Below are 16,386 nucleotides of genomic sequence, written 5' to 3'. Positions count from 1 at the left end.
ACAAGACAAGCCAATTGCAAGTTTGCAAAGCAGGATTGCATTTCACCGGCAAGCGATTAAAACCGCCCTGCAGCATATGGCTGACAACAATAGCAGACATGAATATGGATAGCGGGTTGAACGCAGAACATCTTGAATATATCGCCCTGCCCTCGGATGAAGGCGCACGGCTCGACAAGGTTCTGGCAACCGCATGGCCCGAGCAATCCCGATCACGCATCAAAAGCCTGATCGAGGACGGGCATCTGCTGTTGAATGGCACTCCGATTGCCAAGATGTCGCACAAGGTCAAAACCGGCGATCACTTTGCACTGGAAATCCCGGCTGCCGTCGCAGCCGATCCGGTGGCAGAGGAAATTGCGCTTGATATTCTGTTTGAAGATAACGACCTGCTGGTCATCAACAAACCTGCCGGAATGGTGGTTCACCCCGCAGCGGGCAATGAAAGCGGCACACTGGTCAATGCGTTGCTGGCCCATTGCGGCGACAGCCTGTCCGGCATTGGCGGTGTTAAGCGTCCCGGCATTGTGCACCGGCTGGACAAGGACACCAGCGGTGCCATGGTCGTCGCCAAGAACGACATAACCCATCGCGCATTATCGAAACTGTTTTCCGAGGATAAGGAAAATATCGAACGGGCATACATCGCCGTTGTCTGGGGCGTACCACGCCAAAGCGAAGGCGTGATCGAGGGGAATATCGGTCGAAGCCCGCGCAACCGCAAGAAAATGGCTGTACTTCGAAATGGCGGAAAACCGGCCCTTACACGTTACAGGGTTTTGGCAAAACGTGACGACTCGTTGGCATCTCTTGTCGAGTGCCGCCTGGCAACCGGTCGAACACATCAAATTCGCGTTCATATGACCTATCTCGGTCACTCACTTATTTGTGATCCTGTCTATGGTCGAAGCAAACTTACCCAGAAGTTCAACCCGCGGGTGCACACGGTCCTGAACGGTTTTGAAAAGCAGGCGCTACATGCCAGAACACTGGGATTTTTGCACCCAATAACAGGCAATTACGTCCTGACCAAAGCCCCTCTCCCCGACGACCTACAGGAACTCATCACCTGCCTTGACCTACCCGTTGGAATAGTATGACCTAACCTTTCTGGTCGAAAATCTGTTGACGCCTTCTAATACCCACGTATACCCTGAATAAGGTGCTAGGGGATAAACCGCACCTTATACGAAGCGTAACGGGAGGCTTCAATGAAACAGGGAAATGCACTTCCAATCATCTCCCAAGATGGTCTGACAGTCTATTTGCAGCGCATCCGCCGTTACCCCATGCTTACACCTGAACAGGAAACGACGTTTGCGTGTGAATACCGTGACAATGACGACTCAACTGCCGCAGAAAAGCTGATAACAAGCCATTTGCGACTGGTTGCCAAGATAGCCATGAGCTATCGCGGTTATGGGCTTCCGATAAACGAATTGATCTCCGAGGGCAATGTTGGCCTGCTTCAATCGGTCAAGCGCTTTGACCCCGACAAAGGTTTCCGCCTTGCGACCTACGCAATGTGGTGGATCAGGGCCGCGATCCAGGAATACATCCTGCATTCATGGTCTCTGGTAAAAATGGGCACGACTGCCGCCCAGAAAAAACTCTTCTTCAACCTTCGCAAACTCAAAAGCCAGATGCAGGCAATTGATGAAGGGGATTTGCACCCCGAACAGGTCGAACTCATAGCGACCAAACTCAATGTTTCCGAAGATGACGTGATCATGATGAACCGTCGTCTTGCCGGTCCGGACCATTCCCTGAATGCGCCGGTACGCATCGACGGCGACGGTGAATGGGTCGACTGGATCGAAAGCGAAGACGAAGACCAGGAAACCCTGTATGGCAAACGCGAAGAATTCCTGCAGCGCATAAATATGCTGAAAAGCGCAATGTCGCATCTGAATGCACGTGAGCGCGACATCCTCACACAGCGTCGTTTGCTGGATTCTCCGGTAACACTCGAAAATCTCAGCGTGGCATATGGCATTTCTCGCGAACGCATTCGCCAGATAGAAGTTCGTGCCTTTGAAAAAGTACGCAAATCGATCCACACCGATTTGCCGATCTAAAGAAACTTCTTACTCTCTACCCAACAAACTTGCGGTGGACATTTTGTCCGCCGCTTTTGTTATGTTTCATTTTATCTGAAAACTTTATCGGAATAGGCCCGGTGGCAATAGTTCCGTCAGCCACCGGAACGGTCAATTTCCTTGATCAGACTGTCGCCCCAGGTCTTGATCAATCCACGCTGCTTTTTACGCAGTTCTGACACCCGGCGTTGGGCCGACAGGTTAAGCACATTGGCCACAATCGGTGGCATCGCCAGATACAAAAGCCACCCAAGACCTGCTGCGCCATACATGATCGACAGGGCAACCGGCTGAAAAATCTGCTGCGTGGCAAGCCCGACAGTCTGGGCACCCTGTTGCCAAAGCTCCATGATATAGGGCGCGACCCCCGAAAAATTCAGACCGAAGATACAGCGCGCCATGGTTCGACCCTGACTGCGGTCGAACATGAACGCCACCATCGAAGGCAACAAACCGACGGCCAGTGTGATAAAGGTCGGCAACGCGACCATGAACAAAAGCACCGCAGACGCCACCACCGACAAACCGGAAAATGCGCTTTTCTTTTTACGGCCGCCTGACTGTCTCGCCATTCCTGTCCCCTACCACATATGCATCAGAAATAGCGCCGACACCGTCAGTAACGCAATCATGGTCGCGGCAAAGGCCGCTGCCTGCTGGCCGACTTTTTCTGCCATTTCAAGTCTTGCGGGGCCTGATGATTCAAGATCGAAAACCTCGCTTTCCGCCTCGGAATATTCCTCGACCGCGGTAATGAATTCTGTCTGGTCCTTGCGGCGTTCCTGCTCGTCATTGATCAGGTTATAAAGCTCAACCAGATTTCCGCGCTTGGCCAGTTTCGGAATTTCATGTTCAACTCGTTCACGGCGCGCCTTGCTGTGGAATACCTTGACCGCCGGCTCCATAAGCCGGGCTACCCAATGTGACAGGTTTTGAAGATTGTCAGGTCCATGCCGCCACTGAACCAGCGCCAGCATGCTGATGACCGCACGACTGTATTCCACTTCATCCGCCGGATTTTGCAATGCCAGAAGCTGTGCCTCGACATCATCTTCCAGCCGGGCCGCAATAAAGGCCGCAATGTGACGATCCACCGGCCAGCCATCATCCGACATGCTTTCGGCTGCTTTCTCCAGCGCTGGTAAAAGCTGGGTTATGTCGACAACATAATCCTTTTCGATCATCGGGCTCAGACAATGCTGATTGCGCACCATGGCATAAAGGCAACGCTCGTAACCGTAACCGGCACTTTGCTGCTGCACATAATAACGCAGGTTTTTATAGGCCTGCTGCAGCTTCTGAATTTCAGGACTGTACCCGACCTGACGCCCGAACCAGAAAGACGGAATGTCGCGTACCACGATATCGGCAAAGCGTTGGGGGCCGCGGCCATGCTGAACGTCATAGGACAACATGCTGCCAAGACCATCGACCATGGCGGCAAACCCCTTCATGCGGATCGCACCTGTCGGGTCGAGAATAATGATTGATTTGGCAATCAGGATATCTTCGGCGGCACGTTTATCCGCACCGGCCCATTGCAACTGCCGCAATGCTTCGGACATGTGTTTTGCCCGTTCATTGTCGGCAAGGCCGCGACGCAGCCAGATTTCAACACTGCCATCGCGCAACGGCACCAGTGAATTCACCCAGTTTTTCGAAATCCCCTGCGCAAGCGACCGGGCGGTATAATAATCCTTGCCGGATATATTTTGCGATCTGGCAGCACGGCGTTCTGTATTGGACTGAACCGGTTTTGCCCGGCGTCCGTCAATCCATGCATGCAGTTCGGCAAACCCCCAACGTTCTTCCGGGTCGTCACATAAAAGACCGCGCACCGGCTCGATCAGCACAAGTGGCAATTTTTCATTCATGACAACGGCTTGGAACGACCCCTTGGACAGCTTGACGTCAATGATGTCCTGTTCGCGCAACTTTTCAAGCGGCGTATGCCCGATACCAAGAGCAGCAATCGTCATCCCTAGCGCATAAAGGTCGTCCAGCAACGTCCCCAATCCACGCCCCGCCGGATCGGCCGTCATGCGTGATATGGTCTCGTAAACCAGCGGCTGATTGTATCCGGCCGGTGCAGAACAACAATCTCCGACCACCACCTTTTCGGATAACGGATCGCCAAAGAACAGGTTGTCTGCCCGAATATTGCGATGCGTAAGCCCCTTGTCGGCCATGGCCTGCAGGACATTCATCAAGGGTTCAACAACTACTCTGGCAAAGTCGTGCTCGTCGATCTTGCGCTGTTTTTCACCAGGCACCAAAACACGACCGCCCACAGGCTTTTCATAGAAAAGCACCATCGTCTTGCGATCAAATAGCGGCCAGTGGGCTATTTCATGATCCAGAAGGTCAACCTGACCACCGATATGTACCCCGGCCAGAAACCGCATCAGATCATAACGGGTCGGGACAGTCGGATCAGTCACAAGGGCAAAAGCGCCTCCTTCTTCACGGCGCAAATTATCCGCAGCATAGGCCTTGCAGTTGCCCATATCGTATTCCGGGAGACGCAAATCGGAAAAAACCCTGAAATTACCGACTTCTATACTGCGCCCACCGCCGGGAAGCGGCCCCTCGCCCCCTAGGCCGGGGCCAGGATTATCGGATGATTGTTCCTTCTCGGTCGCGCTCTGTGCATCAGCGCCCTCGGAAACATCCTGTTTCTGCTTTTCCGCTTCTTGTGCCATGAGTCCCGGTTTTTCTTTGCTGGAGGCAACGCAAACCGCCATTCCCTACCTGGAAAGCGGCTTCGGCACGTCCTTTTATACCCGGAAACGATACTTCCGATAACAAAGCGGGGCAAGCCGTTATCGGCACCTCTGCCAAGAACATGATCGGCCAAATCATTCACATACAACAAAAAAGCCACCGGATTTTTCCGATGGCTTTTGCATTTTCAGTCAAACATGCGATCAGGCACTGAACGGGTCATGAACCAGAATGGTGTCATCACGTTCCGGGCTAGTCGACAGCAACGCAACCGGTGCCTCGATCAATTCCTCGATCCGGCGGACATATTTGATCGCCGCAGCCGGAAGATCGGCCCAGCTGCGTGCGCCCTGCGTGGTTTCAGACCAGCCCTCAATGGTTTCGTAAACCGGTTTGGCTTTGGCCTGAAGACGTTGGTTGGCCGGCAGATGGTCATAAATCTTGCCATCAATATCATAACCGGTACAGATCTTGATTTCCTTGAACCCGTCAAGAACATCAAGCTTGGTCAATGCGATACCGGTAATACCGTTAACCTTGACCGACTGACGGACAAGAGCCGCATCAAACCAGCCACAACGCCGCTTGCGCCCAGTCACAACACCGAATTCATGACCACGTTCGCCAAGACGTTCGCCGTCCGCGTCAAACAGTTCGGATGGGAACGGACCTTCGCCGACGCGCGTGGTGTATGCCTTGGTAATCCCCAGAACATAACCGACACCCGACGGGCCCATGCCAGAACCCGCAGCAGCCTGACCGGAAACCGTATTGGACGAGGTCACAAACGGATAGGTGCCATGATCAATGTCCAGCATCGTTCCCTGCGCACCTTCAAACAGGATACGCTGACCGGCTTCCTTGAACTGGTTCAACGACTTCCAGACAGTATCCGAGAATGGCAGGATTTTCGGTGCGATTTCCCTAAGCTGCGCCAGCAGCTCCGCACCGTCAACTTCTGGCTGCCCCAGACCGCGCAGAAGCGCATTGTGATGGGTCAGAAGGTTTTCGACCTTGGCTTCAAGAAGTTCGACATCGGCCAGATCGCCAACCCGGATCGCACGACGACCAACGCGGTCTTCATATGCCGGGCCGATCCCGCGACCGGTCGTACCGATCTTGTTGTTGCCGGTTGCCGCAGCTTCGCGCGCCTTGTCCAGATTGCCATGCAACGGCAGGATCAGACAGGCGTTTTCGGCAACGCGCAGGTTTTCAGGCGTAATTTCAACACCCTGCCCCTTAAGGCGATCGATCTCGGTCAGAAGCGCCCAAGGATCAACGACAACGCCGTTGCCGATCACAGACAGCTTGTTCTTGCGAACAATGCCCGACGGCAGAAGGCTGAGCTTATAGGTGGTTCCGTCGATCACCAAAGTATGACCGGCGTTATGACCGCCCTGGAAACGCACAACGACGTCTGCCCGTTCGGACAGCCAGTCGACGATCTTGCCTTTCCCCTCGTCCCCCCATTGGGAACCGATCACGGCAACATTGGTCATCGCAAAACTCCTTGCGCGATAAGAAATGGTTCTGGGTTACGCACCCAGCGGCACGATCTGGCCGCCAAGATAAATAAAACTGCATCCCATGCGGCGTGCTTCCTTGCGCGCCGCATTTTCTGTTTTGGCTTCGGCTGCACCTTCAAGTGCCGCCACGGTATAATGGCCGTCTTTACGCAATTGGCGCGCTTCGCGCTGCGGCGTACCTAACGGCAAATAAACCCGTTCAACCGGCTTTACATCTGCAAGGCCGCGCAAAATCGTATCCATGAAAAGCGACATGCCGGTTGCGGCCTCGCCGCCCGAACCACCCGCACGGTAACGACCGCCACGACCAAGTTCACCGCGAACATGCTTGGCAAACAGGGTAAAACTGACACCGGTCTGATACCGGAAACCGGCCATTTCAACCGGGTCAATGGTCAAGGCTGCATCAAGATCGGATGCCAGAATACGTTCGGCAACCTCGATCAGACGGTGCAATTCTTCGGACGCGCCCAACGGCAGTTCAAGTTTTTTAAGCTTTGGCAATGCTGCCTGTGCCGGACCGGCTGCTTCAAGCAAGGCCACCAGCACATCGGTCACATTGCCACTAACGGCTTTGACCGCCGCCACATCGCGATGTTCAAGCGCGGCAATCAGCGTCTCGCGATCATCAGCCGCGACACCGAAGGCATCAAACAGACGCACCGGCAAGGTCGGCAAATTCAGATCGACGGAAACATCCGGCAGACCGACATGTTCCAACGCCTCAAGCGCAAGCAGAACGATCTCGGTATCTGCTGCGGCACTGGACACACCGATTAATTCCGCCCCGACCTGGGCAAATTGGCGTTCCGGGCGCAACTGTGTGCCCTTGATACGCAATACATCACCGGAATAGGAAAGCCGTAACGGACGCGGCGCATCCCCCAGACGGGTTGCCGCAATACGCCCCACCTGCGGGGTCATATCGGAACGAACGCCCATCATCCGGTGCGACACCGGGTCCATCAGGCGGAAAGTTTGGGTGGCAAGCTCCGGCGCAGCACCTTCCAGAAGGCTTTCTTCGAATTCGACCAGCGGCGTCTTGACCCGGTCATAGCCCGCATGTGCGAAACTGCTCATCAGCTTTTCACGGATGTCAGCTTCCCGTGCGGCGGTTCCAGGCAGAACATCCTGAAGGCCGGCGGGCAAAAGAGCTTTCCTGGCAAGTTCGGTCATTATGTGTGCTTTCCGGACAAGGCGCGCAAAATCGGTTCAGGTCGTGCCTGATCTATATATCCGGTAGCGGTTACTAACGCTTTGTTCCGGACAGGGCAACGGGAAAACCCCCGAAGACGCAAATAATACTTACGAATTACCGATCATCCAGCCTGAATTTCAGCTTTGACCGTCGCATATGACCAGTCAAGCCACGGCAGCAACGCCTTGACATCACTGGGTTCCACCGTCGCACCGCCCCAAATCCGAAGCCCCGGAGGCGCATCGCGATAGCCATTGATGTCCATTGCGATTTCTTCGGCCTCAAGGATCTGCGAAATGCGTTTGGGCAATGCTGCCTGCTTTTCCGCCGACAACGACAATGCCCACGGATCAACAATCTTGATGCACATCGAGGTATTTGATGCCGTTTCCGGCTTTTCCGACAAATCAGCCGCCCAGTCACTTTTGGCAAGCCATTCATCAAGATGGGCGCGATTTTGCCGGGTACGTTTCAGCAAACCTTCAAGACCACCGATATCTTCGGCCCATTTCAGGGCGTCAATGGCATCCTCAACCACCAGCATCGACGGGGTATTGATCGTTTCCCCACGGAAAATGCCGTCAATCAGTTTGCCGCCCTTGGTCATGCGGAAGATTTTTGGCATCGGCCACGACGGATTATGGCTTTCAAGGCGTTCAACCGCACGAGGGCTCAGAATAATGATGCCATGACCACCTTCACCGCCCAGAACTTTCTGCCAGCTATAGGTCACAACGTCGAGCTTCTCCCACGGCAGTTCCATGGCAAAAATCGCCGATGTCGCATCGCAGATTGTCAAACCCTTGCGATCCGATGCGATCCAGTCGCCATTTGGCACCCGCACACCGGCTGTCGTGCCGTTCCAGGTAAAGACAACATCCCGGTCAAAATCAACGGCACCAAGATCGGGCAGCTTGCCATAATCGGCTTCCATGACACGAACATCAGGCAGGTTAAGTTGTTTTAAAACATCCGTTACCCAAAGCGACCCGAAGCTTTCCCATGCCAGCATATCAACGCCACGCGGCCCCAAAAGTGACCACAACGCCATTTCCACCGCACCGGTATCGGACGCCGGAACAACACCAAGCAGATAATCATCAGGCAGGTTCAGTATCGCACGCGAACGATCAATGACCTCTTCCATGCGTTCCTTGCCGAATTTGGAACGATGTGACCGGCCAAGAACACGGGTATCAAGTGCATCTGCCGACCAACCCGGACGTTTTTTGCACGGGCCCGACGAAAAATTCGGGCTTTCGGGGCGCTGGTCCGGTTTGGCAAAGGCATCAGTGGAATTGGCGGTTACATTGGCATTCTGGGCCATCGGCATATTCCTGAGATAATCGAACGGTGCAGGCGCACTATTCTGCGTCAAAATCAGAGCCCGATCCTATTGCTGCACGCCCAAAAGTCAAACGCCTTTGGCGCATTATAACTGCCCGCATTTGCATGACAGATAAGCCAATCGCGCATCCAAAAAAAGGATCAGAACGGGATGTCGTAATACCACGGTGCAAACAGACTGAATGCCAGCCACAAAATGATGATCAACGGCGTCCCGGCGCGGAGGAAGTCGACAAATCGATAATGCCCCGGCCCCATCACCAGAAGGTTGGTCTGATACCCGACCGGCGATGCAAACGAACAGTTGGCCGCCATGACCACCGCAATGGCAAAGATATGCGGCTCAACCCCAAGATTCTGGGCCATACCAATCCCGATAGGCGTGAACAGAACCGCACAGGCATTGTTCGACAGAACATTGGTAAACACCGCAACAATCAGGAAGAACAGCGACAGGATCACCGGTGCCGGTGCCCCGCGTGTCGCCGCCAGCAACTGATCGGCAACGAATTCCGCCCCGCCGGTCAGCTGCAATGCATTGCCCAACGCCAATGCCGCCGCCACCAGTAATACGATCTTTCGATCAATCGCACGCGATGCCTGACGCAGGTTAAGCGCACCCGACGCAATCATCAGCGCCGCACCGATGAAACTTGAAACCATGATCGGCACCAGACCGGTCGCGGCAACGGCAATCACACCAAGAAAAATAGTGGCAGCACGTCGCGCATGGAACGGACGCGGCAAGGTGCGCGTCGACCATTCCAGCAAAACCACATCGCGAATGGTCCGTAGCGCCTCGACATCCTCGGACCGCCCCTGCACCAGAAGAACGTCACCCGCTTCAAGGCGGATTTCGGTCATCTGGGTACGGATCATCCGCGAACGACGCTGAATGCCAAGAACCAGACATTTGTACTGATAGCGGAAACCGATTTGCTCAAGGTTGAAACCGATCAGACGCGACCCCGGCGGCAGCATGACTTCCGCCAGAAGCTGGGTCGATTTCTGCGGGATTTCCTCCGCACCATCATGGACGGCTGCGGCCTCGGCATGCAGCAGACCCGGGTCTTTTTGCAACGCTTCGGTCAGGGCCTTGCGTGTGGCGGCAACGACAAGAACGTCACCGGCCTGAATTTCCATATCTTCGTCAAACGGTGGCAGATCGGCATGTTCACGCCGCACAATCATCTGGATCGTAATATTGGGCAGGTCTTTAAAGAACCCGGCCACTGGACGGGTCCCGATCATCTGCGATGCCGGACCAACCGTGATCTGGGCAATAAACTGTTTGCCGCTGCTATCCGGGTTGGTAAGCTTGCTGCGCATTGATGCCAACGCAGGCAAGAGGCGGGGCGCGACGAACAGCACATAAAAAAAGCCAACCAGCGCCAGCACACTGCCAATCACCGTGAATTCAAAAAACTCGAGTGCCGGCATGCCAAGTTCGATCAGCGAACTTGATACCAGAAGGTTGGTCGAAGACCCGATCAGGGTCGTCATACCGCCCAGAATGGCAACATAGGACAGCGGTATCATCAACGCACTGGGCGAACGCTGAATACGCTCCGACAGCGCCTGAATGATTGGTATGAAGATAACAACGACGGGCGTGTTGTTCAGGAATGCCGACATCAACATCACGACAAACAAGCCGATAAAAATCGCCATCGATGCGTTCTTGCCGCCATGTTCGGTAATCAGACCAGCGATATAACTGACCCCGCCGGTCAGCACCATCCCCTGCCCGACAACCAATAATGAAAGCACTGTCAGCAAGGCCGGATTAGCAAAACCAGACATCAGCGCGCCCGCATCAAGCAGGTTGTTGCCATCGGCATCCGACAGCGGAAAGAAATTGAAGAACAGTAGCAATGTGGCAATCAGCGCCATGCTGGTCAGCTCAAGCGATATACGCTCCAGCCCATACAGGACCAGCGATCCGGCGACCAACGCCAGAACCACCCACATCTGCAACGGCGTCGCAGAACTGGCGACAACACTATCGATCACGATCCATCTTCCCCTGCAACAGCGCTTTGATACGGGGTTTTGGCAGGCCGTTTTTATCGCCCGTCCATTCCCCGAAAGTCGTATTTTGTCCTTACTTAGACGAAAGCCCCCGCAAGAGGTCAATAAAAATCAAACGTCTGCTCATCGACATCCGAGATATTGGGTAGGTCAGAAGAAGATGACAGAACCGCCAAACCGGCCTTTTGCCTGCAAAAATGGCGGACAGCATTGTACCCTGCCCGCCATCAAAGCGATCATTTTGCGTTCGTCTGCCTACCGTCAATCGGGCAGATAAATCTCGCCCTTAAGATACAAAAGTGCATTGCCCTTCAGATAGACGCGTTCCCCATCAATCGTACAATCAACGATCCCGCCACGCTTGGATGCCTGATACCCGACAACATTGGATTTACCGCTGCATTCCGCCCAATATGGCGAAACGACGCAATGCATATAGCCGGTTACCGGGTCTTCATCGATGCCAAGAGCGGGCAGGAAGTATCGCGATACCATATCAATGCCCGGCTGATCGCCTGGTGCGGTAACAATCACACCACGTTCGGCAAGCTTCCCCAGCGCCGACATATCGGGTTTCATGTTCCGCACCACCAATGCATCGTCATAAACCACGACAAAATCCGTATCCCGGCTGGCAACCCTGAAGGTCCCCCGCGGAATTGCGTCGGATATGGCGGCAAGGACGTGCGCCGGAACATCGTCAGGAGCAATCGATTGTTTGGGGAAATTAAGCACAATCATATCGTCATCACGCCGAGCAGTCAGAATTCCGCTGGCACTTTGTAGCCTGATCAAATCGCCCTTGAAGCCCAGCATATTGAAAATAACAAACGCACTAGCCAGCGTCGCATGACCACAAAGCGGCACTTCGACCGTTGGTGTGAACCATCGGATATGAAAATCGGCCCCGTCATTCTGTGCCGGATCAAGTTTCACCACAAAGGCTGTTTCCGACAGATTGTTTTCCATCGCAACATTTTGCATCACCGCCTCTGGCAGCCAGGCATCAAGCGGTACAACTGCCGCCGGATTACCGGCAAACATCCGGTTGGTGAAAGCATCAATCTGATAAATCGGAAGCGTCTTCATGCGTCTTTTATCCTGAATAGTCGTTGATACCGGCAAACAGCGTCTTTACAGCACACTGTCAATCGCAGCCTTGGCGATTTGCAGATCGTGATCGCGTGTCCGCCAGTTGCTGAACGCAGCCCGAAACCCGAACCGTCCACCATAAACCGTAGGCGTCATGAACAGTTTCCCGGTCGCATTTATACGCGCCAGCAAGGCGCGATTGTCATCATCGCTGCCCGGCCCGGTAAACATGGTCACGTTTAGTTTCGGCTCACGCAGCAATTCAAGTCGTTCATGATCACGCACCCATTTCGCCAGATCAGCAGCCTGATCACAGTTCGCCCGAACAATCCCGGCAAAACCATCACGCCCATAGGCCACCATCGCCAGCCAAAGCGGCAACGCCCGGAACCGGCGGGAATTTTCCACCCCGCGATTGATATACATATTTCCAACCGCGTCCGTCTGCAAATACGGCGCAAAGGCACGGCAACTGGTTTCAAGCACCCTGATATGCCGTGTCAGGAAAATCCCGCAATCATAAGGGACATTCAGCCATTTATGACCGTCGGACGTGATGGAATCCGCCCGGTCAAGCCCCGCGAGCAAATGGGCGCGTCGATCATCAAGGGCAGCAAACATGCCAAACGCCGCATCGACATGCAGCCACGCCCCAAAAGCCGCACATAAATCGGCAATCGCGACCAGATCATCAAAATCAGTCGCGTTCACCGTACCCGCAGACGCAATAACCAGCTTGGCCTTGGCCGTACTGGCCGAAAGCCGTTTTTTAAGGTCGGCGATATCGGTTTCCTCGGTCCCCGGTCGGGTTGCGACCTTTGTAAAATTGTTGCGCCCGATCCCCGTAACGGACAAATCCTTGATCATGCTGGCATGAGGACTCGCCGCAAAGATTTCAAAACCTGACAGTACCCCCGCTCCATCGGCATCCACATCAACGCCGATCTGCTGACCGCACCATTGACGCCCGGTAACAAGCCCCAAAAGGTTGGATGCCGTTGCACCGGTGGTCAGAACACCGTCAAAACGTCCATGCGCCAGCCCGGCCATTTCGCAAAGCCAGTTGATGACCTGTTCTTCGACGGCTGCTGTAACGCTGCCTTCCGGTCCGGTGGCGTTCTGGTCAATCGCACCGGTCAACCAGTCACCGGCAAGGGCAGCCGGCGTGGTTCCACCGGTCACAAAACCAAGATAACGGGGACCGATTGATGCGGCGAGCAGCGGCAGAATTTCCTCCTGCGCTGCCCGCAGCGCATCAAGCGTACCGCGACCCTGCCCCGGCATCGGGCGCGAGGGATCAAAGGCAGAAAAGTCGCGGCAGGTTACATCCGTGTCATCCGCACCCTGAACAAAGTCGCGTGCCATATCGCTGGTTGCGGCCAGTATCTGGTCAAGCTGTTCAAGATCATCAAACATCAGATGACGCGCCGGTGTTGCAGTGGGGCTGCTTTCGGCACGATTTAACGGGCGGCTCATTGGGTATCTCCGTTCAGGATGCGGGCATAGTCGACCCGATCAATATTGGCACCACTCAGAATGACGGCTGTCTTCTTGCCGATATTGCGTTCACGATCCGCGATTGCCGCCGCCAGTGACACGGCACCGGCTCCTTCGGCAAGTGTGTGGCAGGAACTGAAATAAAGGCGCATGGCATCGCGGATTTGATCATCACTTACCGCAACAATATCTGACGCACCGTTTTTGATGATTTCAAATGCGGCCGGGTCAGGACTGCGACAGGCAACGCCATCTGCAAACGTATTCGCCGTTGGTTTTGTGATCACCTTGCCCGCCCGGAAGGATTGCAACACCGCGTCGGCCCCTGTCGCAACAACACCGATAATTTCGGTATCAAGACCCAGCGCATCGCGCACCGTAATCAGCGAACAGATGCCCGACCCCATGCCAATCGGCACATAAATCCGATCCAAATTTTTGACCGCATCAAACAGTTCCAGCCCGTATGACGCAACACCACGCACAAGTTCCGGATGAAATGGCGGCACCATGACCAGATCCTCGGCCACGGCATGTTGGGCGGCATATTCGGCTGCGTCCTGAAAGTCATCGCCATACTCGATGACTTCGGCCCCCCAGGCCCGCATCGCTGCGTTCTTTTCAACAGAATTGCCATGCGGAACGATAATGGTTGCCGAAATACCCGACTGACTGGCGGCATGCGCAAGGCTTTGCCCATGATTGCCGCGCGTGGCGCTTATGATACCGCGCGATACGCCAAGCGAGGTTTTCAGATAACGGCAAAATGTCAGCCCGCCGCGAATCTTGAACGCCCCAAGGCGGGTATGGTTTTCATGTTTCACATACAGGGACAATCCCGTCGCCCCATCCAGCAACGGCCAGCGAATAGTCGGCGTCGGTGCCACATACTCGTGGACATAAGCCGCAGCCTCGCGAAGTTCGTTTACCGTAAACAACGACATTGTCACCCTTCAGGATAGTTTATGAGTACAATCGAATGTGAATTATTGGTACAACTCCAGACAAGGTTCGAACGGAGGCACGAGGGAGCGTGAACCTCCGTTCGGCGCAACATAATCTAGTTGCGCGGGGGGAACCCTGTCCAAAACGGCTTTGACAATTCGTGATCCAGATCTGATCGCGTCATTCCGATATCCTTCAGAAGGTTATCATCAAGCTTTTCCAACATCCTGCGGTCGCGTGCGTGTTCCTGCCAGACGCGAAGATATTCGACGACGAAGACAGCGATGCCGGCAACAGCAGAACGCCAGTCAGTCGCCTTTACGGCGCCTTCGGTGTTCATCTGTACGTTTCCTTTGACATTGAGTTCGGAAACCCGGATTGTATCGTTACAATTTACCATCACTTCCTCCTGTCGATTAATTGTACCGATTTTGTTTTGTCATTGACATTAACATTGTGTCAATTTAAACATTGTCACCATGACAATATGGCTTCCAAACATTGAAGGCGGCAGCGGTCCTGTTTATCGGCAGATCGCACACGCTATCCGCGGCGCGGTTAATGACGGATCACTCAAACCCGGCGACCGTCTTCCGACCCATCGCGATCTTGCCTATCATCTGGGCGTTACCGTCGGCACAATTACGCGATCGTATCGCGAGGCGGAAAGACTGGGTCTTGTTGCCGGGGAAGTCGGGCGTGGCACATATGTGCTGGGCAATTTGCAAAGCGAACTGGATATGGCGGTGACGGTTTCCGCACCGGGACACTTCAGTAACAATATCGGGAAAATGGCCCGCGAAACGGCAAATGACGATGACGAGGATATCGGGCCGATAAATTTCCGCATGAATTGCCCTCTGCCCCCAAGAGAAGACCATATTCGCAATGTCCTGATTGATGTCGCCAAATGCACCCCTCTGGATGACATGATCACCTACAAGTCGGAATATGGCATGCCCGGTCACCGGCGCGCGCTTGCGTCTATGGCCGGCTCGCTTGGGCTGGATGACAACCCGGAACGTGTTCTGCCAACCGCGGGCGTTCAGCACGGCATGACGGTGTCATTGCTGGCAACCGTGCGACCGGGGGATCTGGTCCTGTGCGAGGAACTGACCTACCCCAATCTGCGCAGCCTTGCCAATCTGCTGCAATTCCGTCTGCGCGGTGTTGCCATGGACGATGAAGGCATCATTCCGGACGTACTTGAAGCCCTTTGTCGGACACAAAACCCACGCGCGATCTACTTGATGCCGACCCTGCACAATCCGCTGTGCTGCACAATGAGCCAACAGCGACGCATGGAAATCGCCGAAATTCTACGCAAATATGATCTGCTTCTGATCGAGGATGGCATCTATCACTTCCTTAATCCCGACGCGCCGCCGCCGCTTTCATGCTTTGCCCCCGAACGCAGCATTTATCTGGACGGGGTTTCCAAAAGCATCGGTGGCGGCCTTCGCGTCGGATATATTCACGCGCCGGGTGAAATGATCGCCAAACTCGCCAGCGCGATCCGCTCGACCTGCTGGATGGTATCGGCGATCAATCTGGAACTGGTGTCCCGCCTGATCGAAGATGGCAGCCTGAAACGATACGAAGCCTGGCACCGCGAGGAAGCGGCAAGACGGTTATCGATCATTCTGGGCACGCTTAAAGGCTATAATGTGCGGTTCCACCCAACCAATTATCATATCTGGCTCGACTTGCCCGATCATATCGATCCGGGCGAACTGGTCATGAATGCCGCCAATAACGGTGTTCTTCTGACCGCGGCACAGCAGTTTTCGGTCGGGCATCCGAAACGCGGGCTCAGGCTTTGTTTCGGTGCCGAAAAATCGACAGAACGCCTGCGCCATGGCGTTCAGATTGTCGAACGCCTGCTGCAAACCAGCGAGTTTGGCAATACGGTCGTAATGTAGGGGCT

Annotated in this window: 13 protein-coding genes; 3 read left to right on the top strand and 10 right to left on the bottom strand. The window is 54.6% G+C overall.

Features of this window, described 5'->3' with window-relative positions; all coding sequences use genetic code 11:
• The first annotated feature begins 98 nt into the window (after positions 1 to 98).
• Together LG297_RS08745 and rpoH are read left to right on the top strand one after the other, a co-directional pair.
• Positions 99 to 1,100 (top strand): RluA family pseudouridine synthase, encoded by a 1,002-nt coding sequence (locus tag LG297_RS08745; protein WP_404426528.1) that lies wholly within the window; start codon positions 99 to 101, stop codon positions 1,098 to 1,100.
• 111 nt (positions 1,101 to 1,211) lie between these two features.
• Positions 1,212 to 2,078, top strand: a complete 867-nt coding sequence (gene rpoH / locus LG297_RS08740; protein WP_404426527.1) for an RNA polymerase sigma factor RpoH — start codon at positions 1,212 to 1,214, stop codon at positions 2,076 to 2,078.
• 116 nt (positions 2,079 to 2,194) lie between these two features.
• Here rpoH and LG297_RS08735 read toward each other — a convergent pair whose 3' ends face one another.
• The 10 genes from LG297_RS08735 to LG297_RS08690 form a co-directional block, all read right to left on the bottom strand.
• The gene (locus LG297_RS08735; RefSeq protein WP_404426526.1) at positions 2,195 to 2,671 is read right to left on the bottom strand and encodes a hypothetical protein; all 477 of its coding nucleotides are present in this window, start codon (positions 2,669 to 2,671) and stop codon (positions 2,195 to 2,197) included.
• A gap of 9 nt (positions 2,672 to 2,680) precedes the next feature.
• Complete coding sequence (locus tag LG297_RS08730; protein ID WP_404426525.1) at positions 2,681 to 4,801, bottom strand: protein kinase family protein; 2,121 nt, start codon at positions 4,799 to 4,801, stop codon at positions 2,681 to 2,683.
• Between the two features lie 225 nt (positions 4,802 to 5,026).
• Positions 5,027 to 6,322: an adenylosuccinate synthase gene (locus LG297_RS08725; protein WP_404426524.1), complete on the bottom strand. Its 1,296-nt coding sequence runs from the start codon at positions 6,320 to 6,322 to the stop codon at positions 5,027 to 5,029.
• Between the two features lie 36 nt (positions 6,323 to 6,358).
• A complete protein-coding gene (locus tag LG297_RS08720) occupies positions 6,359 to 7,525 on the bottom strand; it encodes an ATP phosphoribosyltransferase regulatory subunit (RefSeq protein WP_404426523.1) in 1,167 nt (388 codons plus the stop codon).
• 143 nt (positions 7,526 to 7,668) lie between these two features.
• Positions 7,669 to 8,874 carry a phosphoserine transaminase gene (locus tag LG297_RS08715; RefSeq protein WP_404426522.1) on the bottom strand — a complete coding sequence of 402 codons (1,206 nt, stop codon included), beginning with the start codon at positions 8,872 to 8,874 and terminating at the stop codon, positions 7,669 to 7,671.
• A 161-nt stretch (positions 8,875 to 9,035) separates the two neighbouring features.
• Entirely contained in the window at positions 9,036 to 10,907 is a 1,872-nt protein-coding gene (locus tag LG297_RS08710; RefSeq protein WP_404426521.1) for an SLC13 family permease, read from the bottom strand.
• A gap of 279 nt (positions 10,908 to 11,186) precedes the next feature.
• A complete protein-coding gene (locus tag LG297_RS08705; protein ID WP_404426520.1) occupies positions 11,187 to 12,014 on the bottom strand; it encodes a PhzF family phenazine biosynthesis protein in 828 nt (275 codons plus the stop codon).
• A 45-nt stretch (positions 12,015 to 12,059) separates the two neighbouring features.
• Positions 12,060 to 13,493, bottom strand: coding sequence for a pyridoxal phosphate-dependent decarboxylase family protein (locus LG297_RS08700; RefSeq protein WP_404426519.1), 1,434 nt, complete (start codon positions 13,491 to 13,493; stop codon positions 12,060 to 12,062).
• Positions 13,490 to 14,458: a threonine dehydratase gene (locus tag LG297_RS08695; protein ID WP_404426518.1), complete on the bottom strand. Its 969-nt coding sequence runs from the start codon at positions 14,456 to 14,458 to the stop codon at positions 13,490 to 13,492. The genes LG297_RS08700 and LG297_RS08695 overlap by 4 nt, the downstream gene beginning before the upstream one ends.
• A 116-nt stretch (positions 14,459 to 14,574) precedes the next feature.
• On the bottom strand, positions 14,575 to 14,799 hold the full coding sequence (locus LG297_RS08690; RefSeq protein ID WP_404426517.1) for a DUF1127 domain-containing protein: 225 nt from the start codon (positions 14,797 to 14,799) through the stop codon (positions 14,575 to 14,577).
• A 139-nt stretch (positions 14,800 to 14,938) separates the two neighbouring features.
• Between LG297_RS08690 and LG297_RS08685 the strand changes: the two genes are divergently transcribed.
• Positions 14,939 to 16,381: a PLP-dependent aminotransferase family protein gene (locus LG297_RS08685; RefSeq protein ID WP_404426516.1), complete on the top strand. Its 1,443-nt coding sequence runs from the start codon at positions 14,939 to 14,941 to the stop codon at positions 16,379 to 16,381.
• Positions 16,382 to 16,386 lie beyond the last annotated feature (5 nt).

The sequence above is a fragment of the Thalassospira australica genome (assembly GCF_044790785.1).
Lineage (GTDB): Bacteria > Pseudomonadota > Alphaproteobacteria > Rhodospirillales > Thalassospiraceae > Thalassospira > Thalassospira australica_A.
This window is presented reverse-complemented; position numbering and strand designations above follow the sequence as displayed.

Coding starts and splice junctions, on each gene's coding strand:
- LG297_RS08745 (WP_404426528.1), top strand. CDS start 99: ATGAATATGGATAGCGGGTTGAACGCAGAACATCTTGAATATATCGCC.
- rpoH (WP_404426527.1), top strand. CDS start 1,212: ATGAAACAGGGAAATGCACTTCCAATCATCTCCCAAGATGGTCTGACA.
- LG297_RS08735 (WP_404426526.1), bottom strand. CDS start 2,671: ATGGCGAGACAGTCAGGCGGCCGTAAAAAGAAAAGCGCATTTTCCGGT.
- LG297_RS08730 (WP_404426525.1), bottom strand. CDS start 4,801: ATGGCACAAGAAGCGGAAAAGCAGAAACAGGATGTTTCCGAGGGCGCT.
- LG297_RS08725 (WP_404426524.1), bottom strand. CDS start 6,322: ATGACCAATGTTGCCGTGATCGGTTCCCAATGGGGGGACGAGGGGAAA.
- LG297_RS08720 (WP_404426523.1), bottom strand. CDS start 7,525: ATGACCGAACTTGCCAGGAAAGCTCTTTTGCCCGCCGGCCTTCAGGAT.
- LG297_RS08715 (WP_404426522.1), bottom strand. CDS start 8,874: ATGGCCCAGAATGCCAATGTAACCGCCAATTCCACTGATGCCTTTGCC.
- LG297_RS08705 (WP_404426520.1), bottom strand. CDS start 12,014: ATGAAGACGCTTCCGATTTATCAGATTGATGCTTTCACCAACCGGATG.
- LG297_RS08700 (WP_404426519.1), bottom strand. CDS start 13,493: ATGAGCCGCCCGTTAAATCGTGCCGAAAGCAGCCCCACTGCAACACCG.
- LG297_RS08695 (WP_404426518.1), bottom strand. CDS start 14,458: ATGTCGTTGTTTACGGTAAACGAACTTCGCGAGGCTGCGGCTTATGTC.
- LG297_RS08690 (WP_404426517.1), bottom strand. CDS start 14,799: ATGAACACCGAAGGCGCCGTAAAGGCGACTGACTGGCGTTCTGCTGTT.
- LG297_RS08685 (WP_404426516.1), top strand. CDS start 14,939: ATGACAATATGGCTTCCAAACATTGAAGGCGGCAGCGGTCCTGTTTAT.